Source organism: Pseudomonas sp. ATCC PTA-122608 (assembly GCF_001952855.1).
Lineage (GTDB): Bacteria > Pseudomonadota > Gammaproteobacteria > Pseudomonadales > Pseudomonadaceae > Aquipseudomonas.
In genome coordinates this window covers 142098-167752 of the sequence record NZ_LPNO01000053.1, presented here as the reverse complement: position 1 = coordinate 167752, position 25655 = coordinate 142098, and the positions used below count along the sequence as shown (strand labels likewise).

The 25655-nt window shown below is 61.3% G+C and carries 21 protein-coding genes; 11 read left to right on the top strand and 10 right to left on the bottom strand.

Features of this window, described 5'->3' with window-relative positions; all coding sequences use genetic code 11:
• Positions 1-78: 78 nt before the first annotated feature.
• From AU074_RS30430 to bioB, 8 genes are all read right to left on the bottom strand, one after another.
• On the bottom strand, positions 79-1368 hold the full coding sequence (locus AU074_RS30430) for a diguanylate cyclase (protein WP_076017869.1): 1290 nt from the start codon (positions 1366-1368) through the stop codon (positions 79-81).
• 265 nt (positions 1369-1633) lie between these two features.
• Positions 1634-3439 (bottom strand): phenylacyl-CoA dehydrogenase, encoded by a 1806-nt coding sequence (locus tag AU074_RS30425; RefSeq protein ID WP_076017868.1) that lies wholly within the window; start codon positions 3437-3439, stop codon positions 1634-1636.
• Positions 3440-3769: 330 nt separating this feature from the next.
• A complete protein-coding gene (locus tag AU074_RS30420) occupies positions 3770-4051 on the bottom strand; it encodes a hypothetical protein (protein ID WP_010167428.1) in 282 nt (93 codons plus the stop codon).
• Between the two features lie 107 nt (positions 4052-4158).
• A complete protein-coding gene (gene bioD, locus AU074_RS30415; protein ID WP_076017867.1) occupies positions 4159-4839 on the bottom strand; it encodes a dethiobiotin synthase in 681 nt (226 codons plus the stop codon).
• Positions 4836-5645, bottom strand: a complete 810-nt coding sequence (gene bioC / locus AU074_RS30410) for a malonyl-ACP O-methyltransferase BioC (RefSeq protein ID WP_076017866.1) — start codon at positions 5643-5645, stop codon at positions 4836-4838. The genes bioD and bioC overlap by 4 nt, the downstream gene beginning before the upstream one ends.
• A complete protein-coding gene (locus AU074_RS30405; RefSeq protein WP_076017865.1) occupies positions 5638-6369 on the bottom strand; it encodes an alpha/beta fold hydrolase in 732 nt (243 codons plus the stop codon). The genes bioC and AU074_RS30405 overlap by 8 nt, the downstream gene beginning before the upstream one ends.
• Complete coding sequence (gene bioF / locus AU074_RS30400; RefSeq protein WP_076017864.1) at positions 6362-7540, bottom strand: 8-amino-7-oxononanoate synthase; 1179 nt, start codon at positions 7538-7540, stop codon at positions 6362-6364. Before bioF ends, AU074_RS30405 begins: the two co-directional genes overlap by 8 nt.
• A 154-nt stretch (positions 7541-7694) precedes the next feature.
• Complete coding sequence (bioB, locus tag AU074_RS30395; RefSeq protein WP_076017863.1) at positions 7695-8750, bottom strand: biotin synthase BioB; 1056 nt, start codon at positions 8748-8750, stop codon at positions 7695-7697.
• 90 nt (positions 8751-8840) lie between these two features.
• Between bioB and AU074_RS30390 the strand changes: the two genes are divergently transcribed.
• The 5 genes from AU074_RS30390 (at position 8841) to rarD (ending at position 14515) form a co-directional block, all read left to right on the top strand.
• Entirely contained in the window at positions 8841-9578 is a 738-nt protein-coding gene (locus AU074_RS30390) for a ComF family protein (RefSeq protein ID WP_076017862.1), read from the top strand.
• Positions 9579-9635: 57 nt separating this feature from the next.
• Positions 9636-10400 carry a TOBE domain-containing protein gene (locus tag AU074_RS30385; protein WP_076017861.1) on the top strand — a complete coding sequence of 255 codons (765 nt, stop codon included), beginning with the start codon at positions 9636-9638 and terminating at the stop codon, positions 10398-10400.
• 71 nt (positions 10401-10471) lie between these two features.
• Positions 10472-12370, top strand: coding sequence for a PhoX family phosphatase (locus tag AU074_RS30380; RefSeq protein ID WP_076017860.1), 1899 nt, complete (start codon positions 10472-10474; stop codon positions 12368-12370).
• A gap of 178 nt (positions 12371-12548) precedes the next feature.
• The gene (locus AU074_RS30375; RefSeq protein ID WP_017476395.1) at positions 12549-13523 is read left to right on the top strand and encodes a serine/threonine protein kinase; all 975 of its coding nucleotides are present in this window, start codon (positions 12549-12551) and stop codon (positions 13521-13523) included.
• Positions 13524-13630: 107 nt separating this feature from the next.
• Entirely contained in the window at positions 13631-14515 is an 885-nt protein-coding gene (gene rarD / locus AU074_RS30370; RefSeq protein WP_076017859.1) for an EamA family transporter RarD, read from the top strand.
• 222 nt (positions 14516-14737) lie between these two features.
• Here rarD and AU074_RS30365 read toward each other — a convergent pair whose 3' ends face one another.
• Positions 14738-15256 carry a glycine cleavage system protein R gene (locus tag AU074_RS30365; protein WP_076017858.1) on the bottom strand — a complete coding sequence of 173 codons (519 nt, stop codon included), beginning with the start codon at positions 15254-15256 and terminating at the stop codon, positions 14738-14740.
• Positions 15257-15740: 484 nt separating this feature from the next.
• Here AU074_RS30365 and AU074_RS30360 point away from each other — a divergent pair, with 484 nt between their 5' ends.
• Entirely contained in the window at positions 15741-17918 is a 2178-nt protein-coding gene (locus AU074_RS30360; protein WP_076017857.1) for a malate synthase G, read from the top strand.
• 62 nt (positions 17919-17980) lie between these two features.
• Here AU074_RS30360 and AU074_RS30355 read toward each other — a convergent pair whose 3' ends face one another.
• Positions 17981-18427: a response regulator gene (locus tag AU074_RS30355; protein WP_076017856.1), complete on the bottom strand. Its 447-nt coding sequence runs from the start codon at positions 18425-18427 to the stop codon at positions 17981-17983.
• Positions 18428-18673: 246 nt separating this feature from the next.
• Between AU074_RS30355 and AU074_RS30350 the strand changes: the two genes are divergently transcribed.
• The 5 genes from AU074_RS30350 to AU074_RS30330 all read left to right on the top strand — a co-directional run bounded on the left by AU074_RS30350 (position 18674) and on the right by AU074_RS30330 (position 25595).
• Entirely contained in the window at positions 18674-20596 is a 1923-nt protein-coding gene (locus tag AU074_RS30350) for a putative nucleotidyltransferase substrate binding domain-containing protein (protein ID WP_173860417.1), read from the top strand.
• Complete coding sequence (locus tag AU074_RS30345; protein ID WP_076017854.1) at positions 20593-21300, top strand: PolC-type DNA polymerase III; 708 nt, start codon at positions 20593-20595, stop codon at positions 21298-21300. Before AU074_RS30350 ends, AU074_RS30345 begins: the two co-directional genes overlap by 4 nt.
• Before the next feature lie 261 nt (positions 21301-21561).
• Positions 21562-22080: an RNA polymerase sigma factor gene (locus AU074_RS30340; RefSeq protein WP_076017853.1), complete on the top strand. Its 519-nt coding sequence runs from the start codon at positions 21562-21564 to the stop codon at positions 22078-22080.
• Positions 22077-23054: a FecR domain-containing protein gene (locus AU074_RS30335; protein ID WP_076017852.1), complete on the top strand. Its 978-nt coding sequence runs from the start codon at positions 22077-22079 to the stop codon at positions 23052-23054. The genes AU074_RS30340 and AU074_RS30335 overlap by 4 nt, the downstream gene beginning before the upstream one ends.
• A gap of 132 nt (positions 23055-23186) precedes the next feature.
• Positions 23187-25595 (top strand): TonB-dependent siderophore receptor, encoded by a 2409-nt coding sequence (locus tag AU074_RS30330; RefSeq protein WP_076017851.1) that lies wholly within the window; start codon positions 23187-23189, stop codon positions 25593-25595.
• The last annotated feature ends 60 nt before the right edge of the window (positions 25596-25655 follow it).

Sequence of the window (25655 nt, the reverse complement as noted above, 5' to 3'; positions counted from 1 at the left end):
GGCAGCAGATGCCTTCAACCTACTGCCGCACGGCCCACCGGACAATCACAGTAGGGCCGCTGAATACACCACCATCACTCAACCGGCAGCGCTGTCCATGCGCACCGCGCCGCGGCGGGTCTGCCCCGAAGCGACCACGCAGTTACGCCCCGCGCCCTTGGCGTTGTACAGCGCCTGGTCGGCGGATTTGAGCACTTCTTCAGGGCTGCGCTGCTCGGCCTGGCGCTCGGCGACGCCGATGCTGACGGTCACCGACACGCTTGACGCACCACTGCCTGCACGACGTTGTCGGCCCTGTTGATCATCGTTGGGACGATCGGGGTTACGCAGCTTGATGTCGTAGTTGGCGATGATTTCGCGGATTTCTTCGAGGTGCGGCAGGCATTCATCCAGGGTCTTGCCGGCGAACACCACGGCAAACTCTTCACCGCCATACCGATAAGCCCGGCCGCCGCCGTTGACCTTGGACAGCTTGCTGGCCACCAGGCGCAGTACCTGGTCGCCAACATCGTGGCCATGGGTGTCGTTGAAGCGCTTGAAATGATCAACGTCGCCCATGGCCAGCACATAGTTGCGCCCCAGGCGCTGCATGCGTTCGTTGAGTGCGCGGCGGCCCGGCAGGCCGGTCAGTTCGTCACGGAAGGCCATTTGATAAGCCTCGTGGGCCACGCCGGCGGCAATCATCAGCATCACCTGGCTGCACATGATGTTCAGGGTGAACGGCAGGATGAAAGTCTGCGGCAACATCCAGAACAAACCCAGCAAACCCACCAGTTGCGCGGCGTGCAACGGTCTTGGCTGGTACCAGTACTGCGCGGCCAAGGTCACAAAGCCAATCAGGAACATCGGGTACGACAACTGGATCAGGCTCATCCAGCGGCCATGCAAGGCGGGCCAGCGAATCTCGGCCAACCAGCTCAACAGCGCCTGGGGGAAACTTTGCTCAAGGGCCAGCGCCACGCTGCCGACCGCAAACAGCACCGCGCACCGTGCGACGAAGTCGCGAAACAGGTGGGTTTTTTCCTGCCAGACCGCGTAGATGCCGAACAGCAGCGGCAACAACAGGCAGCACAGATGGAAGACCACGGCCGCGTCCTCTCGAACACGGCCGTGGTCGCGGTAGTAATCGGTCTGGGTGTCCAGCAGGAAATAGACCACGTACACCGTGAGCATCAGGAACAGTTCGCGCTGGCGACGGTAAACCGCGCAGTACGAACCGCCTAGCAGCAGTACGAGGGTCGGCAGCACATTGAACAGTGAGGTGAAGAACACATTGAGGTCCTTCACGTACGCAGCCGAGAGCCCCGCCAGCAGCAACAGCAGTGAAGGTAAAAAATGACTGAAACGTAAAGCAGACACGCGTGGCAAGGGTAAAGCTCCGACCCACTAAAAAGATGGCACAGTGCCTTCACTGATCACAGTTAAGCACATTCGATGTGATGCGTATCACATTGCCATCACTTTAACGGCCGAGCGGCGCAATCCCTGAGTGCTGCGCTGTGGTTTTTTATTGAGTGGCATGGAGCGGGACGCAGAGCATCCCAGGCTGCATTCCCACACCGAGCATGGGAAAGATAAAAAAAGCCGCCGCTCCCGAGGGAAGCGGCGGCTTTTGAAATGAACCCGTCGAGGCTTAGTAGCCCAGGTCGAAGTTCTCTTCTTTCATGTCCATCAGGTTGTTGGCGCCCGACAGCATGGTTGCAACGTGGGTGCGGGTACGCGGCAGGATGCGCTGGAAGTAGAAGCGCGCAGTCTGCAGCTTGGCGGTGTAGAAACCTTCTTCGGTGGTGCCGGCAGCCAGTTTCTCGGCGGCCAGGCGGGCCATGTCGGCCCAGAAGTAGGCCAGGCAGGCGTAGCCGGAGTACATCAGGTAATCCACCGAGGCGGCGCCGACTTCTTCACGGTCCTTCATGGCTGCCATGCCGACCTTCATGGTCAACTCGCCCCACTCTTTGTTCAGTGCCGCCAGCGGTGCAACGAATTCTTGTACCGCTTCGTTGCCTTCGTTGGCCTGGCAGAACTTGTGGACGATCTTGGTGAAGCCCTTCAGCGCTTCGCCTTGGGTCATCAGCACTTTACGGCCCAGCAGGTCGAGGGCCTGGATACCGGTGGTGCCTTCGTACAGCATCGAAATGCGGCTGTCGCGAACGTTCTGCTCCATGCCCCACTCGGCGATGAAGCCGTGGCCGCCGTAGATTTGCACGCCGTGGTTGGCGGCTTCAAAACCGACTTCGGTCATGAACGCCTTGGCAATCGGGGTCATGAACGCCAGCAGTGCGTCAGCCTGTTTCTTGGCTTCGTCGTCGGTGCCGTACTTGACCACGTCAACCTGCTTGGCGGTGAAGTACACCATCGCGCGGTTGCCTTCGGCGAAGGCTTTCATGGTCAGCAGCATGCGGCGCACGTCAGGGTGCACGATGATCGGGTCGGCCGCCTTGTCCGGCGCTTTCGGGCCAGTCAGGGAGCGCATTTGCAGGCGGTCACGAGCGTATTTCAGGCCGCCCTGGAAGCCGATTTCAGCGTGGGACAGGCCTTGCAGCGCGGTACCCAGGCGAGCGGTGTTCATAAAGGTGAACATGCAGTTCAGGCCTTTGTTCGGCGGGCCGATCAGGAAACCAGTGGCCGCGTCGAAGTTCATCACGCAGGTGGCGTTACCGTGGATGCCCATCTTGTGTTCCAGGGAGCCACAGGACACCGCGTTGCGCTCGCCAATCGAACCGTCGGCGTTCGGTACGAACTTGGGAACGATGAACAGCGAAATGCCTTTGGTGCCAGCCGGTGCGTCCGGCAGGCGGGCCAGCACGATGTGGACGATGTTGTCGGCCATGTCGTGTTCACCGGCCGAGATGAAGATCTTGGTGCCGGAAACCTTGTAGGAACCATCGGCCTGAGGCTCGGCCTTGGTGCGCAGCATGCCGAGGTCGGTGCCGCAGTGGGGCTCGGTCAGGCACATGGTGCCAGTCCACTCACCCGACACCAGTTTGGTCAGGTAAGCCTCTTGCTGCTCGGGGGTGCCGTGCTCGGAGATGGTGTTCATCGCGCCGTGCGACAAGCCCGGGTACATGCCCCACGACCAGTTGGCTTCGCCGACCATTTCGCTGACTGCCAGGCCCAGGGACTCCGGCAGGCCTTGGCCACCGTGCGCCACGTCGTGGGCCAGGCTTGGCCAGCCGCCTTCGACGAATTGTTTGTAGGCTTCTTTGAAACCGGTAGGGGTCTTAACGCCTGACTCGCTCCAGGTGCAACCTTCGATGTCACCCACGCGGTTCAGCGGTGCCAGTACCTGCTCACAGAACTTGGCGCCTTCTTCGAGAATGGCGTCAACCATGTCCGGGGTAGCGTCCTGGCAAGCCGGCAGGCTCTGATAATGCGCTTCATAGCCGAGCAGTTCGTCACGAACGAAGCGAATATCACGCAAGGGGGCCTTGTAGTCAGGCATAGCGATAAACCTCTGCTGATGTATCTGGGATGAACAACCGCGTGGATTGTTGTAGCGGTCAAACAGTTGTTTGAAACATACGTTTACGACCTATCCTTGTCAAGCGTCGTGCAAATGCCGTTTGTCATGACGCAGGTCAACGTCAGGCACGGCAAGGCCTGCAGCGAAATGCCGCATGGAGTTCCAAGGGTTTAGAAGGAATCGAGGGTGACGGGGATCAGGGTGGGAGCTGGCTTGCCTGCGATGCAGGCGCCACGGTGCTTCAGGAGGATTGGGGCGACATTATCGCAGGCAAGCCAGCTCCCACAGAGAACCTGGAGAGCGCAATATTCAAGCGTAGGTATCGATCAACGTGCCGAGCATTTCGTCGGAAGCCTTGGCCACTTTGGCGCCCAGTTCTACCTGGAACTTGCCTTGGGCCATCTCGACCATATTGCTTGCCGAGTTGCTTGCCTGATTGGCGTCTACCGAACGCAAACGATCATTTTGCGCGTCCGAAGGCTGGGTAGTAGCGGCGCTGGCGATCTTGCCGGCGGCCTGGTCGACACGGTTCTGCCCGGTCTGAATCGCGCTCAGCCCCGAGTAAAACGCACTGCTGCCAGAGATTTCCATGGCGTGAACCTGCCTGAAAGAGAATCGTGAAATCTTATTGAAGCAGACATACCGGCAAAAGGCCCGTTAAAAACACTAATGGCATAATGCCTTATTGATAGGCAAAACTAGTCAAGCAGGTCCAGTTGCAAGTACCCGGCGACCGCCTCGGCGCTGGGATGCTTGAGCTTGGGCACCCTTCCCAGGCATGGCGCGGGAAGTCGTTCAGCCAGGGTCGCGAGGTTTTCTTCCAGACGAGAGGTCTTCGGATCGATGATATTCGCTACCCAGCCCGCCAGCGGCAAACCGTCCCGGGCGATGGCTTCGGCGGTCAGCAACGCATGGCTGATGCAACCCAGCCGCACGCCCACTACCAGAATCACCGGCAGCTTCAATGCCTGCGCCAGGTCCGACAGATTGTCCTGATCCGCCAAGGGCACACGCCAACCGCCCGCGCCCTCAATCAGGGTGAAGTCGGCCTGCTTGGCGAGGATATGCTGCATGGGCTTCAACAACGACTGCACCGTCAGTGCCACACCGGCTTCGCGGGCCGCCAGATGCGGCGCGATGGCCGGCTCGAACGCCACCGGATTGACCTCGGCATAGGTCAAAGGCAGCGAGCATTCAGCCAGCAACGCCAGGGCATCCGAATTGCGCAGGCCCTTGGGCGTCAGTTGGCAGCCCGAGGCCACCGGCTTGCCCGCCGCAGTGCTTTTGCCGGCTTGCCGCGCGGCATGCAGCAGGCCGGCGGCGATGGTGGTCTTGCCGACATCGGTGTCGGTCCCCGTGATGAAGTAAGCGGCATTCATAGAGGTTTCTCCAGGACGGCGTACACCACTTGATAAGTCGCCGGCAGGCCCTGGGCCTGGCGGAACTGCTCGTAGGCTTGCACCAGTGCAACAATCCGCGCCCGGCCCGTCAAGCCTCCGGGGCGCCCCGGGTTCAGATTGTGCGCACCCAATGCTTTCAGTTCGTGGGTCAGGCTGCGCACGTCGGGGTAGTGCAGCACATGGGGACACTGCTCCAGGCTGCGCACCCGCAAGCCACTGGCTGCGCACAGTTGCTCATAAGCACTGAACGGCCGGAAGCGGTTCACGTGAACCATGCCATCCGCCGCGCGCCAGCTTTCGCGCAACTCATCCAGCGTACCCACGCACAGGCTGGCAAACGCCAGCACGCCGCCGGGCTGCAACACGCGACGCGCTTCGCTGAGTACTGCGGCAAAATCCGAACACCACTGCACGGCAAGGCTCGAATAGATCAGCCCGCAACTGGAATCCTGCAACGGCAAACGCTCGGCATCCCCAGCGATAAAATGTTGCGCGCCGCCCAAGGGCCGGGCGTGGTTGAGCATGCCCTCGGCGATATCCAGGGCCAAACCCTGGCTATCCGGAAATGACTGGCCCAGCACGCGACTGAAATAACCCGTACCGCAGCCCAGATCCAGCCAGCGTTGCGGCGAAATACCATCGGGCAAACGCCGCAGCAGCTCGCTGCCCACCGCACGCTGCAACTCGGCAACACTGTCGTAACTGGCGGCTGCGCGGGAAAAGGAGGCCGCTACCTGGCGCTTGTCTGGCAAGCCGCCGGGCAACACATGGGACAAATCAGTCATCACCGCACTCATGCAAGAAAGCCTGGATGGCCCCCGCTACACCGTGGGGGTCCTCCAGTAGAAAAGCGTGACCGGCCTGTTCAATCAGGCCGATTTCAACATCGGGTAACAACGTCAGCAGATCACTGGCCGCCTCGGCGGGCACCAGGCCGTCCATGCCGGCAAACAGGTGCAACTGCGGGCCGCGAAAGGCCAGCAACGCCTCACGTGTATCCATCTGAGCGAGTAACTCAAGGCCGGTCATCAAGACCGGAGAAGGCGTATTCGGCGCCCCGCTGACCAACAAGCGCGCCAACCCGCGAGGATCTTCCGCGCCCTTGGCGCACAACAAACCAAAGCGCTTGAGCGTGACTTGAGAATCGGCATTGCAACCCGCGAGAAACGCATCGAAGGTTTCGCCGGGCATTGCGCTCGGCCAGCCGTCATGGGCGACAAAACACGGGTTACTGGCCAGAGTCACCAGGCCGCAGCAACGATCACCGCGGCGCGCTGCAAGCTCCGAAGCCAACATCCCGCCGAGGGACCAGCCGCCCAGCCAAGCATTGTCCGGCAGGCTGGCGTCCAGTTCGTCGAGCCATTCGTCGAGGTCACTGGAAGCCAGCACCGGCAACGGTTCGATCTGCACCTGCAAGTGTTCATCCAGCCCCTGCAACGCCGCCGCCAGCGGTTCCAGCGGCGAAATGCCGAGCCCCCAGCCAGGCAGCAATATCAGTCGATCACGCATGGTCGGGCTCCTGGCCTAACAAGCGGAAACACTCTTCCAATGCGTTTAACAATAGCTGCACCTGGGCTTCACTGTGGGCCGCCGTCAGGGTCACCCGCAGACGGGCGCTACCGGCAGGCACGGTCGGTGGTCGGATCGCGGTCACCATCAGCCCGCGCTCACGCAGCATCTGCGACAAACGCATCGCACGGGCACTGTCGCCAATCATGATCGGCTGGATCGGCGTGAAACTGTCCATCAGCTCCAGGCCAATCTGCTCGGCGCCCTGGCGGAATTGGCGGATCAGCCCATTGAGATGCTCACGGCGCCAATGCTCGGTGCGCAGCAGTTCCAGGCTTTTCAGCGTGGCGCGGGCCAGTGCCGGCGGTTGGCTGGTGGTGTAGATATACGGGCGGGCGAACTGGATCAGGCTTTCGATCAGCTCTTCGCTGCCCGCGACAAACGCGCCGGCAGTACCGAAGGCCTTGCCGAGGGTGCCGACCAGCACCGGCACATCTTCCTGGCTCAAGCCAAAATGCTCGACGATCCCACCACCGTTGGCGCCCAAAGGCCCGAAGCCATGGGCGTCATCCACCATCAGCCATGCGCCCTTGGCACGGGCTTCACGGGCCAGCGCCGGCAGGTCGGCCAGGTCGCCGTCCATGCTGAACACGCCGTCGGTGACCACCAGTGTATTGCCGGTGGCTTTCTCCAGGCGCTTGGCCAGGCTGACGGCGTCGTTGTGCAGATAACGGTTGAAGCGCGCGCCGGAGAGCAAACCGGCATCCAGCAATGAGGCATGGTTGAGACGGTCTTCCAGCACCGTATCGCCCTGCCCCACCAGCGCCGTGACGGCTCCGAGGTTGGCCATGTAACCGGTGGTGAACAACAGCGCTCGCGGGCGACCGGTCAGGTCTGCGAGGGCCTCTTCCAGTTCATGGTGCGGCGTGCTGTGGCCAATCACCAGATGCGAAGCGCCGCCACCGACACCCCAACGCGCTGCGCCCGCGCGCCAGGCTTCAATCACTTGCGGGTGATTGGCCAGGCCCAGGTAATCGTTGTTGCAGAACGCCAGCAACGGCTGGCCATCGACCACCACGTCAGGGCCTTGCGGGCTCTGCAGCAGTGGACGTTGGCGGTACAGGTGTTCGGCACGACGAGCCGCAAGACGCGCGGCGAGATCGAAAGACATGCAGACCTCGGTAGATCAGGTTGAACGCGGTCAAACATGTGGGAGCGGGCTTGCTCGCGAAAGCAGTGGCTCAGTCAGCTTATGTATTGGCTGACACACCGCCTTCGCGAGCAAGCCCGCTCCCACATTTGGATGGCATTCCAAAGTGGACTTATCAAACAGCCGCGTTATAGAACTGCTCGCTGCTCTTCTGCTCCACCAGCGCCTGCTCGATCGCCGCCTGGTGCACTTCATCGGCGTGCTCTTCGCGGGCTTCCGGCAAGATGCCCAGGCGCGAGAACAGTTGCATGTCCTTGTCCGCCTGCGGGTTGGCGGTGGTCAGCAGTTTGTCGCCGTAGAAAATCGAGTTGGCACCGGCAAAAAACGCCAGGGCCTGCATCTGCTCGTTCATCGCCTCACGCCCGGCCGACAGCCGCACATGGGACTGCGGCATCAGGATGCGCGCCACCGCCAGCATGCGGATGAAGTCGAACGGGTCGATGTCGTCGGCGTTTTCCAGCGGCGTACCGGCGACTTTCACCAGCATGTTGATCGGCACCGACTCCGGATGCTCCGGCAGGTTGGCCAGTTGGATCAGCAGGTTGGCGCGGTCGTCCAGCGACTCGCCCATGCCGAGGATGCCGCCCGAGCAGATCTTCATCCCCGAATCACGCACGTACGCCAGGGTTTGCAGGCGCTCACCGTAGGTACGAGTAGTGATGATTGAGCCGTAGAACTCCGGCGAGGTGTCGAGGTTGTGGTTGTAGTAGTCGAGGCCGGCCTGGGCCAGGGCTTCGGTCTGGTCCTGGTCGAGGCGGCCGAGGGTCATGCAGGTTTCCAGGCCCATGGCTTTCACGCCTTTGACCATTTCCAGCACGTAGGGCATGTCTTTGGCCGACGGATGCTTCCAGGCGGCGCCCATGCAGAAGCGGGTCGAACCGATGGCCTTGGCGCGGGCGGCCTCTTTGAGGACCTTCTGCACTTCCATCAGCTTCTCTTTTTCCAGGCCCGTGTTGTAGTGGCCCGACTGCGGACAATATTTGCAATCTTCCGGGCAGGCGCCGGTTTTGATCGACAGCAGCGTGGAAACCTGGACGCGGTTGGCGTCGAAATGCGCGCGGTGCACGGTCTGCGCCTGGAACAACAGGTCGTTGAAGGGCTGCACGAACAGCGCTTTGACTTCGGCTAAAGACCAATCGTGACGCAGGTTGGCAGTGATGCTGGCGCTCATGGGCGATTCCTTGATTATGCTTTGGCAAGCCCTGCGGGAAGTAATACCCACAGGCACGACACGGATGCTCGGCATATTTAAGGAAGATTCATGCACTGTCAACTTGAGAACAAACATGAGGTTTACATCTGGTTAAAAAACAACCAAATCTGTTTGATCTGCGATGAAAGCAGTGAAACAGCCCATTCCATCTGCAACGCCTGCGAAACCGAACTGCCTTGGTTGATGGATCATTGCGAGGTGTGTGCGCTGCCGTTGCCCATGATAGGCCTGATATGCGGCCAATGCCTGAAGCGGCCACCGGCGTTTAAACAGGTGGTTGCACCCTGGACCTACAGCTTTCCCGTCGACAGCCTGATCAGCCGTTTCAAGCACCAGGCCCGATGGCCCCTCGGCCATTTGCTCGCGCACCTGCTGGGGCAGTTTCTGCAACACCGTTATGACGATGCCGAACTGACGCGCCCCGACTGCCTGCTGCCCGTGCCCTTGGCTCGCAAACGCCTGCGGGAACGGGGTTACAACCAGTCAGCCATGCTCGCGCGCTGGCTGAGCAAGGACCTGAATATCCCCTACGATGAGCACCTGCTGTTACGGCCTCATGAAACGGTGGCGCAACAGGACCTGGACGCCAAGACCCGCCAGCGCAACCTGCTCCAGGCCTTTGCCTTGGCGGACGGTGCGCAAATCAAAGGCCGGCACCTGGCGCTGATCGACGACGTACTGACTACCGGCGCCACCGCCAACAGCCTGGCCCGTCTTTTGATGGACGCCGGCGCCAAACAGGTGGATGTGTATTGCCTCGCGCGCACGCCCAAGCCCGGCACATGACTTGACTCTCAAGCCCCCTGCCCGCAACGTCTGCCCATTCCATCAAAGCGTGTCCCCATGTCCCTGCCAACCCTTCTGAGCCAACACATCGTCCGCCGCCCCCAGCGCATTGCGCTGCTGCAACACATTGCCGAGCAGGGCTCCATCACCCGTGCGGCAAAGAGTGCCGGCCTGAGTTACAAGGCTGCCTGGGACGCCATCGACGAGCTGAACAACCTGGCGCAAAAGCCCCTGGTGGAACGCAGTGTCGGCGGCAAAGGCGGTGGCGGCGCCACGCTGACGGCAGAGGGCGAACGGGTATTGCGCCTCTACCAGCGCCTGCAAGTGCTGCAAGCCCAGGTGCTGGATTCCGCCGAAGACGCCAGCGACTTCAACCTGCTGGGCCGCCTGATGCTGCGCACCAGCGCGCGCAACCAGTTGCATGGCAAGGTCATTGCCATCGACAGCCATGGCCGCAACGACCTGATTCGCCTGGAACTGGCCGGCGGGCTGAGCCTGGCTGCGCAGATCACCCACGACAGCACCTTGCATCTGGAGCTGGAGACCGGCACCGAAGTGGTGGCTCTGATCAAGGCCGGCTGGCTTGAAGTGCTGGCCGCCTCGCAGTCAGAAACACCTGGACACAATTGCCTGGAAGGAAAAATCGAGGCGATTCTCGACGCCGAAGACGGCCCCAGCGAGGTTCGTATCACCCTGCCCAATGGCCAGGTTTTATGTGCTCTGGCCCGGCCCGACGCGCTTGCGCAGATTAATGCCGCCAAAGGCATGCAGGTGAAGGTGCAGTTCTCCCCCAGCAACGTGCTGCTGGGCACCCCGGTGTAACGCTTCAAACTGCAACAATTTCGTCACGACCGCTCCCTAAGGTGTCTGCAAAAACCCGCAGGGAGCCTGAAATGAGCCTATTAGAAGAAAACCAAGCCACCGACCTGGAACAGATGGTCGGCCTCACCCGTCGGCGTTTTATCGGCGCCGGCGCCCTGTGCGGTGCCGCGATGTTTCTCGGCGGCAACCTGCTGACCCGCAGCGCCCTGGCGGTCAACGCCGCAGCAAACAGCCCACTACTGGGTTTCACCAGCATCGCCGCAGCCACCAGCGACACCATCACCCTGCCGCCCGGCTACAGCGCCTCGGTACTGATCAGCTGGGGCCAGCCGCTGCACAAGAATGCGCCGGCCTTCGACCCCAGCGGTAACGGCACCGCCAAGGCCCAGGAACAACAGTTCGGCGACAACAACGACGGCATGAGCCTGTTCGCCTTCCCCGGTGACGACAACCGCGCGCTGATGGCGATCAACAACGAATACACCAACTACCGCTACCTCTACGCCCACGGCGGCGCGCCGCAATCGGCTGAAGACGTGCGCAAGGCGCTGGCCAGCGAAGGGGTGTCGGTGATCGAAGTGCGGCGCAAAGGCGACACCTGGCAGTTCGTCCAGGACTCGCGCTACAACCGCCGCATCCACGGCAACTCGCCGATCCGCTTCGGTGGCCCGGCGGCGGGCCATGCCTGGCTGAAAACCAGCGCCGATAAAACCGGCAAGAAAGTCCTGGGCACCTTCCAGAACTGCGCCAACGGCAAGACCCCGTGGGGCACCTACCTGACCTGCGAAGAAAACTTCACCGACTGCTTCGGCAGCAGCAACCCGCAACAAACCTTCGACGCCGGGCAGAAACGCTACGGTGTGGTGGCCGCGAGCAAAGACATCAACTGGCACCCCCACGACCCGCGCTTCGACATGGCCAAGAACCCCAACGAACTCAATCGCCATGGCTGGGTGGTGGAAATCGACCCGTTCGACCCGCAATCCACACCGGTCAAACGCACCGCTCTGGGTCGCTTCAAGCACGAAAACGCCGCCCTGGCGGAAACCCGCGACGGCCGCGCCGTGGTGTACATGGGCGACGACGAACGCGGCGAGTTCATCTACAAGTTCATCAGCCGCGACAAGATCAATCACAAGAACCCCAAGGCCAACAAGGACCTGCTGGACCACGGCACCTTGTACGTGGCGATCTTCGACGCGGGCGACGGCAATGCCGACCATCCCAAGGGCCAGGGCCAATGGGTCGAGCTGACCTACGGCAAGAATGGCATCGATGCCAACAGCGGTTTTGCCAGCCAGGCCGAAGTGCTGATCCACGCACGCCTCGCCGCCAGCGTGGTGAAAGCCACCCGCATGGACCGCCCGGAATGGATCGTGGTCAGCCCCACCGACGGCCAGGTGTATTGCACCCTGACCAACAACGCCAAGCGCGGCGAAGACGGCCAGCCCGTCGGCGGCCCGAACCCGCGGGAGAAAAACGTCTACGGGCAGATTCTGCGCTGGAAGGCCAACGCCAACGACCATGGCGCGCCGGACTTCAGCTGGGATTTGTTTGTGGTGGCCGGTAACCCGGCGCTGCATGCCGGGACGCCCAAGGGCGGCTCGTCCAACATCAATCCGCAGAACATGTTCAACAGCCCGGATGGGCTGGGCTTCGACAAGGCCGGGCGGTTGTGGATCCTGACCGATGGCGACTACAGCAACGGCGGCGACTTTGCCGGGATGGGTAACAACCAGATGCTGTGTGCCGACCCGTCGACCGGTGAGATTCGCCGGTTCATGGTGGGGCCGGTGGCCTGTGAAGTGACCGGAATCAGCTTCTCGCCGGACCAGAAAACCCTGTTTGTGGGGATTCAGCATCCGGGGGAAACCGGTGGTTCGACCTGGCCGGAGCACCTGCCGAATGGCAAGCCACGGTCGTCGGTGATGGCGATTCGTCGGGATGATGGCGGGATCGTCGGCGCCTGATAAGGCCCCTTCGCGAGCAAGCCCGCTCCCACATTAAACCGAGTCCTGGCTTTGGAATGCGGTCAAATGTGGGAGCGGGCTTGCTCGCGAAGGCGTCAGAACAGTCACCACCTATCCAACCCTGGGTGCGTTACCATACCCGGCCGGACGCGGCGCCCTGCTGCGCGCAGGAGTTCGCATGGCACACCCGTTTGAAACACTGACCCCTGACCTGGTGCTCGACGCTGTCGAAAGCATCGGTTTCCTCAGCGACGCCCGCATCCTCGCGCTCAACAGCTACGAAAACCGTGTGTACCAGGTCGGCATCGAAGACTCCGAGCCCTTGATCGCCAAGTTCTACCGCCCACAGCGCTGGACCAACGAAGCGATCCTCGAAGAACACAGCTTCACCTTCGAACTGGCCGAGTGCGACGTGCCGGTAGTGGCGCCGATGATTCACAACGGTGAAAGCCTGTTCGAACACGCCGGTTTTCGCTTCACCCTGTTCCCGCGCCGGGGTGGCCGCGCGCCGGAGCCGGGCAACCTCGACCAGTTGTACCGTCTTGGCCAACTGCTCGGGCGTCTGCACGCCGTCGGTTCAACCCGGCCCTTCGAGCACCGCGAAGCCCTGGGCGTGAAGAATTTCGGTCACGACTCCCTGAACACCCTGCTGGAAGGCAACTTCATTCCTCGCAGCCTGCTGCCGGCCTACGAGTCCGTGGCCCGCGACCTGCTCAAGCGTGTGGAAGAGGTCTACAAGGCCACGCCTCACAAGAACATCCGCATGCACGGCGATTGCCACCCCGGCAACATGATGTGCCGCGACGAGATGTTCCACATCGTCGACCTCGACGACTGCCGCATGGGGCCCGCCGTTCAGGACCTGTGGATGATGCTCGCCGGTGACCGTCAGGAATGCCTGGGGCAGCTGTCGGAATTGATGGACGGCTACCAGGAATTCCACGACTTCGACCCACGCGAACTGGCCCTGATCGAACCGCTGCGCGCCCTGCGCCTGATGCACTACAGCGCCTGGCTCGCACGGCGCTGGGACGACCCGGCGTTCCCCCATAGCTTCCCGTGGTTCGGCAGCGAACGTTACTGGGGCGACCAAGTGCTGGCGTTGCGTGAGCAGTTGTCGGCGCTCAACGAAGAACCGTTGAAGCTGTTCTGATCCCTACCGTCTGGGCCCTGACCTTGGGCCCTACACTTTCAACACACATCCCCTGACAAATATCCTTACAATCGCGGCTTTGTTAGCTGCCTAAGCAAGGATTCTGCATGCAAGCCGCCAACCCCCGTCGCGGGTACATATTGGGCCTGAGTGCCTACGTCATCTGGGGCCTGTTCCCGATCTACTTCAAAGCCATCGCCAGCGTTCCCGCCGCAGAAATCATCGTCAATCGCGTGCTGTGGTCGGCGCTGTTCGGCAGTTTGCTGCTGATGGTCTGGAAACACCCGGGCTGGTTTCGCGAACTGCGGGACAATCCCAAGCGCCTGGCGATCCTGGCCCTGAGCGGCACCTTGATCGCAGCCAACTGGCTGACCTATGTGTGGTCGGTGAACAGTGGCCGCATGCTCGAGGCCAGTCTCGGTTACTACATCAACCCGCTGGTGAACGTGCTGCTGGGCATGGTGATCCTGGGTGAGCGCCTGCGCCGCCTGCAATGGGTCGCCGTCGGGCTGGCTGCCGTGGGTGTGGCGCAACAAGTGTGGCAAGTCGGCAGCTTGCCGTGGGTGTCCCTGGTACTGGCAGCCACCTTTGGTTTCTACGGTTTGATCCGCAAGCAGGCGCCGGTCAAGGCACTGCCCGGGCTGGTAGTGGAAACCTGGATGTTGGTGCCGATTGCCATTGCATGGCTGCTGTTCAACCCGTCTGCCCACAGTGCACAGATGGAATTCTGGAGCACCTCCGAGGCGTGGTGGCTGGTGGCCGCTGGCCCGGTGACGCTGATCCCGCTGGTATGTTTCAACGCCGCCGCGCGGCATTTGCCCTACACCGCCCTGGGTTTCCTGCAATACGTGGCACCGACCTTGGTGCTGCTGGAAGCGGTGTTGCTGTTCAATGAACACCTGGCGCCGGCCACGTTGATCGCCTTCTGCTTTATCTGGGCCGGCCTGGTGGTTTACAGCCTCGACGCGTGGCTGACCATGCGGAAAAACTGATCAAATAACGTACAAACCCCTGCAAGCCACAGCCGGCGCGGCTTCCAGGCATTCACCCCAAGGTTATCCACAGCCTGATCCCCGGCGTTTGTGCACAAGCCCTTGAAACTGCTCGTTTTTTGCTCAATCCGCACAGAGCCACGGCCCGCCTGGGCTGGACGCGGGTCTCTACAGGTTATCCACAGGCCCATGCAAGATTTCCATGCATAACCTTGTGGGCAACTATTCCTCGCTGCGCAGTTCCAGCTCCACCATCAGGTCGTCTGCCAGGGTTTCCAATGCTGCCTGCAAGGTCTCCAACGGCAGTGTCAAAGGCACCGCCAACAGGGCTTCGGCGTGGAACAGCGGGTCACTGCTCATGGGTGCCGGGCGCACGTCGGTGATCAGGCGCTCCAGGTTGACGCCCTGCTTGCTGAGCAGCGCTGTGATGTCACGAACAATCCCCGGCCGGTCATTGCCCACCAGTGCCATCGCGATCGGTTGCGACTCACCGGCGGCGACCGAACTGCTTTCGCCCAGCAGCACGCGAATGCCGTGGGTGGACAAGTCTTCCAGCGCACCTATCAAATCCAGACGATTTTCCGCCGGCACGCTCACCCGCAAGATCCCGGCAAACTGCCCGGCCATATGCGCCATTCGGCTTTCCAGCCAGTTACCGCCGTGGGACGCGATGCATTGGGCGATGCGTTCGACCACGCCGGGTTTGTCCGGGGCGATGACAGTCAGTACGAGATGGTCCATGGTGTCGTCCTCTTCTTATGATTCTGTAGGAGCGAGCTTGCTCGCGAAGAACGTGAGAGCACCGTTGGGTGTCAGGCATCCCGCGTTATCGTTAACGATCTTCGCGAGCAAGCTCGCTCCTACAAGGTGGACGCAGGCGCCCGTGAAAACAAATCGTGTACCATTTTTATATTTATCTGGAACAATCCAATAGTTTTTTGAGAACATCCTGTACCCCACTGTGACTGAACGACCAAAGTGGGTCGCTAAACGACGTATTTAGTCTAATTTTCACAACCGCAACTCATCATGTAGTATGCCCAATCGCGCACTACATAACGTTAGGTCGATGTCTGCCAAGGCAACCACGCACCGCGACGCAGCCCGCCCAGCCGCCTTCAACGGCATGTACTGGTGCAGCGTGTTCACGGTTTACATGGCCAGAGGCTTCATTGGTAAATTGAAAAGCTGAAAAGCGCATAAGCTCCGCAGAGTGAGGCAAGCAATGACTGAACACGTTCAAGTCGGTGGCCTGCAGGTCGCCAAAGTCCTGTTCGACTTCGTGAACAACGAAGCCATTCCTGGTACCGGCATTACCGCCGACCAGTTCTGGGCCGGTGCCGACAAGGTCATCCATGACCTGGCGCCGAAGAACAAAGCCCTACTCGCCAAACGCGACGATTTTCAAGTGCGGATCGACACCTGGCACCAGGCACACGCCGGCCAGGCACACGACGCCGTGGCCTACAAAGCCTTCCTTCAAGATATCGGATACCTGCTGCCAGAAGCCGCGGATTTCCAGGCTTCGACCCAAAACGTCGATGAAGAAATTGCCCACATGGCCGGCCCGCAGCTGGTAGTGCCGGTGATGAACGCCCGTTTCGCCCTCAACGCCTCGAATGCGCGCTGGGGTTCGCTGTATGACGCGCTGTATGGCACCGATGCCATCAGCGAAGCCGACGGCGCCGAGAAGGGCAAAGGCTACAACAAGGTGCGTGGCGACAAAGTCATTGCCTTCGCCCGCGCCTTCCTCGACGAAGCCGCGCCACTGACTGCCGGCAGTCATGTGGATTCCACCGGCTACAAGATCGTCGACGGCAAACTCGTGGTCAGCCTCAAGGGCGGCAGCAATAGCGGCCTGCGCAGCGATGCGCAACTGATCGGCTACCAGGGCGACGCTGCCAAGCCGACTGCCATCCTGCTGAAACACAACGGCCTGCACTTCGAAATCCAGATCGACGCCAGCACCCCGGTCGGCCAGACCGACGCCGCCGGCGTGAAAGACGTGCTGATGGAAGCCGCCCTGACCACCATCATGGACTGCGAAGACTCCGTCGCCGCCGTCGATGCCGATGACAAAGTGGTGATCTACCGCAACTGGCTCGGCCTGATGAAGGGCGATCTGTCGGAAGAAGTCGCCAAGGGTGGCAAGACCTTTACCCGCACTATGAACGCCGACCGCGTTTACACCGGTGCTGACGGCAAAGAAGTGACCCTGCACGGGCGTTCGCTGCTGTTCGTGCGTAACGTTGGCCACTTGATGACCATCGACGCAATTCTCGACAAAGACGGCAACGAAGTGCCGGAAGGCATTCTCGACGGCCTGCTTACCAGCCTGTCGGCGATCCACAGCCTCAACGGCAACACCAGCCGCAAGAACAGCCGCACCGGTTCGGTGTACATCGTTAAGCCGAAGATGCACGGCCCGGAAGAAGCTGCGTTCACCAACGAGCTGTTCGGCCGTATCGAAGACGTACTGAAGCTGCCACGCAACACCCTCAAAGTCGGGATCATGGACGAGGAGCGCCGCACCACGGTCAACCTCAAGGCCTGCATCCAGGCGGCCAGCGAGCGCGTGGTGTTTATCAACACCGGCTTCCTCGACCGTACCGGCGACGAAATCCACACCTCCATGGAAGCCGGCGCGATGGTGCGCAAGGCCGCCATGAAGGCCGAGAAGTGGATCGGCGCCTACGAAAACTGGAACGTCGATATCGGCTTGAGCACCGGCCTGCAAGGCCGCGCACAAATCGGTAAAGGCATGTGGGCGATGCCCGACCTGATGGCCGCCATGCTTGAGCAGAAAATTGCTCACCCGCTGGCCGGCGCCAACACGGCGTGGGTTCCTTCGCCAACGGCGGCTGCGCTGCACGCGCTGCACTACCACAAGGTCGACGTATTCGCCCGCCAGGCCGAGCTGGCCAAGCGCGAACGTGCTTCGGTGGACGATATCCTGACCATTCCTCTGGCTCAGAATACCGATTGGTCCGACGAAGAAATCCGCAACGAACTGGACAACAACGCCCAGGGCATCCTCGGTTACGTGGTGCGCTGGATCGACCAGGGCGTAGGTTGTTCGAAAGTGCCGGACATCAACGACGTCGGCCTGATGGAAGACCGCGCCACCCTGCGTATCTCCAGCCAGCACATCGCCAACTGGTTGCGCCATGGCATCGTCAATGAAGCCCAGGTGATGGAAAGCCTCAAGCGCATGGCGCCGGTGGTAGACCGTCAGAACGCCGGTGACGCGTTGTATCGCCCGCTGGCTCCGGATTTCGACAGCAACATCGCGTTCCAGGCGGCGGTGGAGTTGGTGATTGAAGGGACCAAGCAACCGAACGGGTACACCGAGCCGGTATTGCACCGTCGGCGTCGGGAGTTCAAGGCCAAAAATGGCTTGTAACTAATCGCTGGAAACGAAAAAGCCCTGATCGAAAGATCAGGGCTTTTTTTGTGGCGGCGCTTTTACTGCGCCATCCCCAACTCCCGCTTCACCATCTTCGCCAGCTTCACGCTATCAATCGGCTTGAGCAAAAAGTCCACCACGCTCAAATGCATCGCATCGATCACATCCGGCGCTTCGGCGTCCCCCGACATGATGATGATCGGCAGTGCCGCCCGGGTGGACCCGCGCACCTGGCGAATCAATTGCAACCCGTTGCTCGGTGCCATGCGCAGGTCGGTGATCAGCAAGCCAATGGAGCTGGTGGAGCTCAACAAGTCCCATGCCGACTCGCCGCTATCGGCGGTCATGCAGCGAATGCCGTCCAACCCAAGAATTTCTGCCAGCAGTTCACGCGCGTCCTTGTCGTCATCCACGATCAAAACCCGTTGTGGCGGTAAATCAGGCTCCTGCATAACCGCGCTCAGGGCCTCGCGCTCGGCGTCACTCAAAATATCGTGGTCGGACATACGTTTCTCGGCAGTTCTGATCAATCTCCCAGCACAGAAGTCAGACATCACCGGAAGGGCGAACAATGTGCACTTCGTCGGAAAGTTTGCCTAGTGGGCGTTCTACGGGGTTTGGACGATATTCATGTAAGGTTTTTCCCTAGTCAGTGAGGGCGAATCGCTACCTAGACTTACGTCCAATGGGCACCCGCAGCGCAGGAGCCGACCATGAGGCACGATAACGACAAAAAAACTGCGGTCATAGGTATGAGTAAAGCTGATGCTTTCACACAAGCGGGGAAAACCGCTGTGTTGCAGAACATCCACGGCACCCTGCAATTCCTGCAACGCTTCCCACCGTTCAACCAGATGGAAAACACCCACCTGGGATTTCTGGTAGAGCAGTGCCAATTGCGCTTCTACGCCCCCGGCGAAAGTATCCTCAAGCCGTCGGGCGGGCCGGTGGAACACTTCTATATCGTCAAGCAAGGGCGCGTGGTCGGCGAGCGCCCCGACTCGGCCGAAACCACCTTTGAAATCACCACCGGTGAATGTTTTCCGCTGGCGGCGTTGCTCGGAGAACGGGCGACCCGCACCGAGCATAAAGCCGCCGAAGACACCTTCTGCCTGCAACTGAACAAGCCGGCCTTTATCAAGCTGTTCGCCCTTTCCAGCGCCTTCCGCGACTTCGCTTTGCGCGGAGTGAGCAGCCTGCTGGACCAGGTCAACCAGCAAGTCCAGCAGAAGGCCGTGGAAACCCTCGGCACGCAATACTCGCTGAACACCCGCCTGGGCGAATTGGCCATGCGTCACCCGGTGACCTGCAGCCCGCTGACGCCGCTGCGTGAAGCGGTCACGCAAATGCACGAGCAACAAGTGGGCAGCATCGTGATCGTGGATGAACACAAGGCGCCCCTGGGGATTTTCACCCTGCGGGACCTGCGCCAGGTGGTGGCCGACGGCACCAGTGATTTCAACCAGAGCATCAAGCGCCATATGACCCAGGCGCCGTTCTTCCTCACCCCGGACCACAGCGCCTTCGACGCCGCGATCGCGATGACCGAACGGCATATTGCCCACGTGTGCCTGGTCAAGGATCAGCGTCTGTGCGGCGTAGTCTCCGAACGTGATCTGTTTTCCCTGCAACGGGTAGACCTGGTGCACCTCGCGCGCACCATTCGCAATGCGCCCAGGGTCGAAAACCTGGTGGCGATCCGTGGCGAAATCGGCCAGTTGGTGGAGCGCATGCTCGCCCACGGTGCTTCGTCCACGCAGATCACCCACATCATCACCTTGCTCAACGACCACACGGTGTGCCGCGTTATCGAGCTAACCCTGGCTGACAAGGGCGACCCCGGCGTGCCGTTCAGCTGGTTGTGTTTCGGCAGCGAGGGCCGCCGCGAGCAGACGCTGTATACCGACCAGGACAACGGCATTTTGTTCGAAGCCAAGGACGCCGCCGAAGCCGCCGAGATTCGTGGCCGCCTGCTGCCCCTGGCACAGCAGATCAACCAGAGCCTGGCGCTGTGCGGCTTTACCCTGTGCAAGGGCAACATCATGGCCGGCAACCCTGAGCTGTGCCTGTCCCGGGCGGAATGGGCGCGGCGTTTTGCCGGGTTTATTCGCGAGGCAACGCCAGAGAACCTGCTGGGTTCGAGTATCTATTTTGATTTGCGGGTGGTCTGGGGTGATGAGCAAGGGTGCGAGCAATTGCGCCAGGGCATTCTCGATCAGGTGGCAGACAACCGTTTGTTCCAGCGCATGCTGGCGGACAACGCGTTACGCCAGCGCCCGCCGGTGGGGCGTTTCCGGGATTTCGTGCTGACGCGCAAAGGCGCAGACAAGGCGACACTCGACCTCAAGGTGCAAGGCCTCACGCCCTTTGTCGACGGCGCCCGGCTGCTGGCATTGGCCAATGGCATCAGCGCCATCAACACCCTGGAGCGCTTGCGCCAACTGGTGGCCAAGGAAGTCATCGAACGCCTGGACGGTGCGGCCTATGAAGAGGCCTACCACTTCATCCAGCAAACCCGTATGCAGCAGCACCAACTGCAAACCCGCGAGAACCTGCCCTACTCCAACCGGGTTGACCCCGACAGCCTCAACCATCTGGACCGGCGCATCCTGCGCGAATCCCTGCGTCAGGCCCAACGCCTGCAAAGCAGCCTGACCTTGCGGTATCAGCTGTGAACTTGTTGGGTTGGCTGCGTAAAACCAAACCTGGCCTGGACCCGGCGCAACAGCGGCGTGTCGAACAATTGCCCAAGCCACGGGAGCTGGGGGACGGTTCGCTGCGGGACCAGCGCTGGGTAGTGGTGGACCTCGAAACCAGCGGCCTGAACCTTAATCGTGACCAAGTGCTTTCCATCGGCGCGGTGGTGATCGAGGACGGCGCGGTGGATTTCTCCCAACTGTTCGAACGCACCCTGCAACGGGCCGAGGCCAAGATCAGCCCCAGCGTGCTGATCCACGGCCTGGGCCCCAGCGCCATCGCGGCGGGCAGTGACCCGGCAGAAGCGCTGATGGACTTCATGGAGTTTGTCGGTGACAGCCCGCTGCTGGCGTTTCATGCGCCCTTCGATCAACACATGCTGTGCCGGGCGCTCAAGGACAGCCTGGGCTATCGCTTGAACCACCCTTTCCTGGACGTGGCCGACATCGCCCCGCTGCTGTGCCCTGATGCCAATATCCGCGAAGCCGGACTGGATGACTGGATCACGCATTTCAAGCTGCAAGTGGGCGAGCGCCATCATGCCAGTGCGGATGCGTTGGCAACGGCAGAGTTGATGTTGATTTTGTTCAGCCGCGCACGGCAGCAGCAGATCGACAGCCCGCACGCGTTACAACAGCGCCTGGGCCAATGGAAACGCCGCAAGCAAGCGCCCTCATTCTAATTGTGGCGAGGGAGCTTGCTCCCGCCGGGGTGCGAAGCGCCCCCAAAATCAGCCAACCCATTTCCAACTGAATAAATGCACTGCCTGGATTACGACTGCTGCGCAGCCGAGCGGGAGCAAGCTCCCTCGCCACAGTAAGCTGCATCATCATGATAGATATCATTACGCCGCCGCCCGACCAACGCCAATTGCACCCTTCCAACACCTCTGCCACAATCGCGAATAATTCTCGTTAGTTTAAACCTCCCGATCGGTGTCGCCTTGTCGTCAATCCAAAGTCCCCACAGTGAGCTTGTTGGCGCGTTGTACCGCGACCATCGCAGCTGGCTGTTGGCGTGGCTGCGACGCAATATGGCCTGCCCCAGCCGTGCCGAAGACCTGAGCCAGGACACCTTCATGCGCCTGCTGGGCCGTGAAGAACTGCGCGAACCCCGCGAGCCGCGGGCCTTCCTGGTGGCCATCGCCAAGGGCCTGCTGTTCGACTACTTCCGCCGCGCCGCGCTGGAACAGGCTTACCTCACCGAGCTGATGCTGATCCCGGAAAGCGAGCACCCGTCACCGGAAGAGCAGCAACTGATCCTCGAAGACCTCAAGGCCATCGACCGCCTGCTGGGCAAACTCTCGAGCAAAGCCCGCGCGGCCTTCCTCTATAACCGCCTCGATGGCATGGGCCACGCCGAAATCGCCCAGCGCCTCGGGGTTTCCGTGCCTAGGGTGCGGCAATACCTGGCCCAAGGCATTCGCCAGTGCTACATCGCCCTGTATGGCGAGCCGCTGTGAGCCCGGTCAGCTCCAAGCCGGTCTCGGCACGGGTGCTCGACGCCGCCATTGCCTGGCAACTGTCCCTCGATTCGGGCGACGGCAGCGCCGTGGAACAGGAAGAATTCGCCAAATGGCTGGCCAGCAATGAAGAACACGCCCGGGCCTGGCGCCAACTGGGCATGCTCGATCAGCGTTTCAGCGTGGCCTCGGGCCCGGCCCGTGCGGCGTTATTGAGCTCGCGCGAAGGCATTCGTCGCCGCGTGCGCAAGCTCGGCAGCGGCCTGGCCAGCGTGGTGCTGGTGTGCGGCCTGGTGCTCTTCGCCGGCCAGCGCTACATGCCGCTCAACTATTGGCTGGCCGACCAGCGCACCGCCACCGGCGAACAGCGCACGCTGAAGCTGGCGGACGGTACGGTGATCAACCTCAACACCCACAGCGCTATCGACGTGCGCTTCGACGAGAAACGTCGAGTGATCGTGTTGCAGGAAGGCGAGATCCTCGTCGAGACCGGCCACAACGACGCCCGCCCGTTTTTTGTCGAAACCCGCGAAGGCAGCCTGCGCGCCTTGGGCACGCGGTTTATCGTCAAGCGCGAAGAGGAAGGCACGCGCCTCAGCGTGTTGCAGTCGGCCGTCGGCGCGCAGCCTGAGGCGTTGCATCAGGAGCAGGTCTTCAAGGAAGGCCAGCAAGTACTGATGCGCCGCGACGGCCTCGGCCCGATGCTGGCTGTCAGCCCCGGCACCGACGCCTGGACGCGCGGCATGCTGGTGGTAGACAACGCGCGCCTCGGTGATGTGATTGAGGAACTGAGCCGCTACCGCACCGGGTACCTGGGTGTGGATAAACAAGTGGCCGACCTGCGGATCACCGGCAGCTTTCCGCTGCACGACACCAACCTGGCGCTGAATGCACTGCTGCCGACCTTGCCCGTGCAAATCGAGCAGCACACCCCATGGTGGGTCACCGTAAAGGCCAAGCCGCCCACGCAATAGCCGCTATGGAAAATAGCGCCTGGAGCCACCGATGCGGGCCAAATAGAAATTATTTTCATCCGGCCCTATCACTTTCTGCATCTCGTTCGGCACATAGGCAATTGAGAAATATTTCCATTCAGGAGCCGCCCTATGTCCCGCACGCTAGACACCTTGTTGCGCCCCAGCCTGTTAGCCGTGGCCATTGCCCTCAGCGCCCCGCTGGCCAGCACTCAGCTGATCGCCGCCGAACAGGCGTCCAGCGTGCGCGCGTACAACCTGCCGGCAGCGCCGCTGGCCACCACCCTGAACCAGATCGCCAGCCAGGCCGGTTTGGCGCTGACGCTTAATCCAGGGTTGGCGTCGGGCAAGACGTCCGCGCCGGTGAAAGGGCAATTCGATGCACAGGGCGCGTTGCGTGAAGCGTTGCGTGGGACCGGGCTGCAACTGGAGCAAAGCAGTGCGGGCACGTTCAGCCTGGTAGCGATTCCGGATGGGGTTGTGGCGTTGCCGGAGACCAGTATCACCGGGCAGGCGGATGCGGAAAGTGCGTGGGGGCCGGTGGAGGGTTACGTCGCCACACGCACCGCCGCTGGCACCAAGACTGATACCGCCATTGTCGAAGCCCCGCGCTCGATGTCGGTGATCACCCGCGCCCAGATGGAAGACCGCGGCGTGCAAAACCTTGATGACGCCGTACGCTACATGCCGGGTGTGATCGCCAGCAGCTACGGCAGCGATGCACGGGCTGACTGGCTGCGCGTGCGTGGCTTTGAGCCGACCCAGTTCCTCGACGGCCTGCCGCTGCCCAAGGGCTCCTACGCCAACCCGAAACAGGAGACCTGGAACCTCGACCGCATCACCCTGCTGCGCGGCCCGGCCTCCTCGGTCTATGGCCAAACCCCGCCGGGCGGCATGCTCGACATGGTCAGCCGTCGTCCACAAGCCGAGGACAGCCACGCGGTACGCGCCGAAGTCGGCAGCAACAACCGTAAGCAGATCAGCTTCGACAGCACCGGCAAGATCGATGATGAAGGCCAGTTCCTATACCGCGTCGACGGCGTAGTACGTGACAGCGGCACGCCCATCGACCACATCGAAGACAAGCGCTACAACATCGCGCCGAGCCTGACCTGGAACATCAACGACGACACCCACCTGACCCTGCTCTCGCAGTTCACCCGCGACGATACCGGTATCAGCGGCCAGTTCCTGCCCTTGCAAGGCACAAAGCTGCCTTCGCCAGCCGGCAAGATTTCCCACCACAAAAACCTCGGCGAACCGGATCAGGATTACTACGATCGCACCTACTACGCCCTGGGTTATGCCTTTGACCATCGCTTCAACGACGTCTGGCAGTTTAAGCAAAACCTGCGCTACACCAAGAGCGAACTGGCCTTCAACACCACCTATTCCAGCTATGGCGACACCGCTGTCGGCCCGGACGGCATGCTGGCGCGAATCTACGACAAGGTCGATGAAGACATCGCGCAACTGGCCGTGGACAACAACTTCCAGGCTGATTTCCAGACCGGCGCCCTGAGCCACACCCTGTTGCTCGGCCTGGATCATCAGCGCAGCAACACCGATTACCACTGGATCGAAGGCAGCGCCGCGAGCATCAACCCGAACCGTCCGATCTATAACCAACCCCGTCCTGCCGGCGCCCCGTTCACCTTCTACGACTACAACCAGAAGACTGTGCAGACCGGCGTATACGTCCAGGACCAAATTGCCTTGGACAAGTGGCGCCTGACCTTGGGCGGCCGTGAAGACTGGATTCACACCGGCACCACGTTCTTCAACATGAATGACGCCACCAACACCCAGCGCGATAAAGCCTTCAGCGGTAACGCTGGCCTGAGCTACGTGTTTGATTCGGGCATTACCCCGTACATCTCCTACACCGAGTCGTTCCAGCCCACGGCTGGCGCCAGTGCCAGTGCCACCGAGTCGTTCAAACCGACCCAAGGCAAACAAACTGAAGTGGGCGTGAAGTATCAGCCGGTAGGTAGCAAAACCCTGCTGACCGCTGCTGTGTTTGATCTGCGCCAGCAAAACGTTTCTGTCACCCAGAACAACGTCACCAGCCAGATCGGCGAAATCAGCGTGCGCGGCTTGGAGCTGGAAGCGACTTCGGAAGTCACCGACAACCTGAAACTGGTCGGTTCCTACACCTACACCGACACCGAAATCCTCAAAGGTGACGACAAGGGCAACCGCATGAAGCTGGTGCCGCGCAACCAGGCTTCGCTGTGGTCTGATTACACGTGGCACTCGGGTGTTCTGGATGGTTTCGGTGTGGGCGCGGGTGTGCGTTACGTGGGTGACACCTACGGCAACACCGCCAATACTGCCAATGGTCACGTCGGTTCATACACCGTGTACGACGCTGCCGTGCATTACGACCTGAGCCGAATCAATCCGGTGCTGGCGGGTGTTTCGGTGGATGTGACCGCCAAGAACATCTTCAACAAGGACTACCTGTCGACGTGCGACGGTGCCTGGTGCTACTACGGTGATGAGCGCAACGTAGTCGCTGCCGTGAACTACAAGTGGTAACCCGCTAAGGTAGTACCCAAGGGTCACGGTTGTACCGTGGCCCTTCTGCATTTGGATGAA

Bases quoted from the DNA above. Each gene is read 5' to 3' on its own strand.
- AU074_RS30425 (WP_076017868.1), bottom strand. From the start codon at position 3,439: ATGCCTGACTACAAGGCCCCCTTGCGTGATATTCGCTTCGTTCGTGAC.
- AU074_RS30420 (WP_010167428.1), bottom strand. From the start codon at position 4,051: ATGGAAATCTCTGGCAGCAGTGCGTTTTACTCGGGGCTGAGCGCGATT.
- bioD (WP_076017867.1), bottom strand. From the start codon at position 4,839: ATGAATGCCGCTTACTTCATCACGGGGACCGACACCGATGTCGGCAAG.
- bioC (WP_076017866.1), bottom strand. From the start codon at position 5,645: ATGACTGATTTGTCCCATGTGTTGCCCGGCGGCTTGCCAGACAAGCGC.
- AU074_RS30405 (WP_076017865.1), bottom strand. From the start codon at position 6,369: ATGCGTGATCGACTGATATTGCTGCCTGGCTGGGGGCTCGGCATTTCG.
- bioF (WP_076017864.1), bottom strand. From the start codon at position 7,540: ATGTCTTTCGATCTCGCCGCGCGTCTTGCGGCTCGTCGTGCCGAACAC.
- bioB (WP_076017863.1), bottom strand. From the start codon at position 8,750: ATGAGCGCCAGCATCACTGCCAACCTGCGTCACGATTGGTCTTTAGCC.
- AU074_RS30390 (WP_076017862.1), top strand. From the start codon at position 8,841: ATGCACTGTCAACTTGAGAACAAACATGAGGTTTACATCTGGTTAAAA.
- AU074_RS30385 (WP_076017861.1), top strand. From the start codon at position 9,636: ATGTCCCTGCCAACCCTTCTGAGCCAACACATCGTCCGCCGCCCCCAG.
- AU074_RS30380 (WP_076017860.1), top strand. From the start codon at position 10,472: ATGAGCCTATTAGAAGAAAACCAAGCCACCGACCTGGAACAGATGGTC.
- AU074_RS30375 (WP_017476395.1), top strand. From the start codon at position 12,549: ATGGCACACCCGTTTGAAACACTGACCCCTGACCTGGTGCTCGACGCT.
- rarD (WP_076017859.1), top strand. From the start codon at position 13,631: ATGCAAGCCGCCAACCCCCGTCGCGGGTACATATTGGGCCTGAGTGCC.
- AU074_RS30365 (WP_076017858.1), bottom strand. From the start codon at position 15,256: ATGGACCATCTCGTACTGACTGTCATCGCCCCGGACAAACCCGGCGTG.
- AU074_RS30360 (WP_076017857.1), top strand. From the start codon at position 15,741: ATGACTGAACACGTTCAAGTCGGTGGCCTGCAGGTCGCCAAAGTCCTG.
- AU074_RS30355 (WP_076017856.1), bottom strand. From the start codon at position 18,427: ATGTCCGACCACGATATTTTGAGTGACGCCGAGCGCGAGGCCCTGAGC.
- AU074_RS30350 (WP_173860417.1), top strand. From the start codon at position 18,674: ATGAGTAAAGCTGATGCTTTCACACAAGCGGGGAAAACCGCTGTGTTG.
- AU074_RS30330 (WP_076017851.1), top strand. From the start codon at position 23,187: ATGTCCCGCACGCTAGACACCTTGTTGCGCCCCAGCCTGTTAGCCGTG.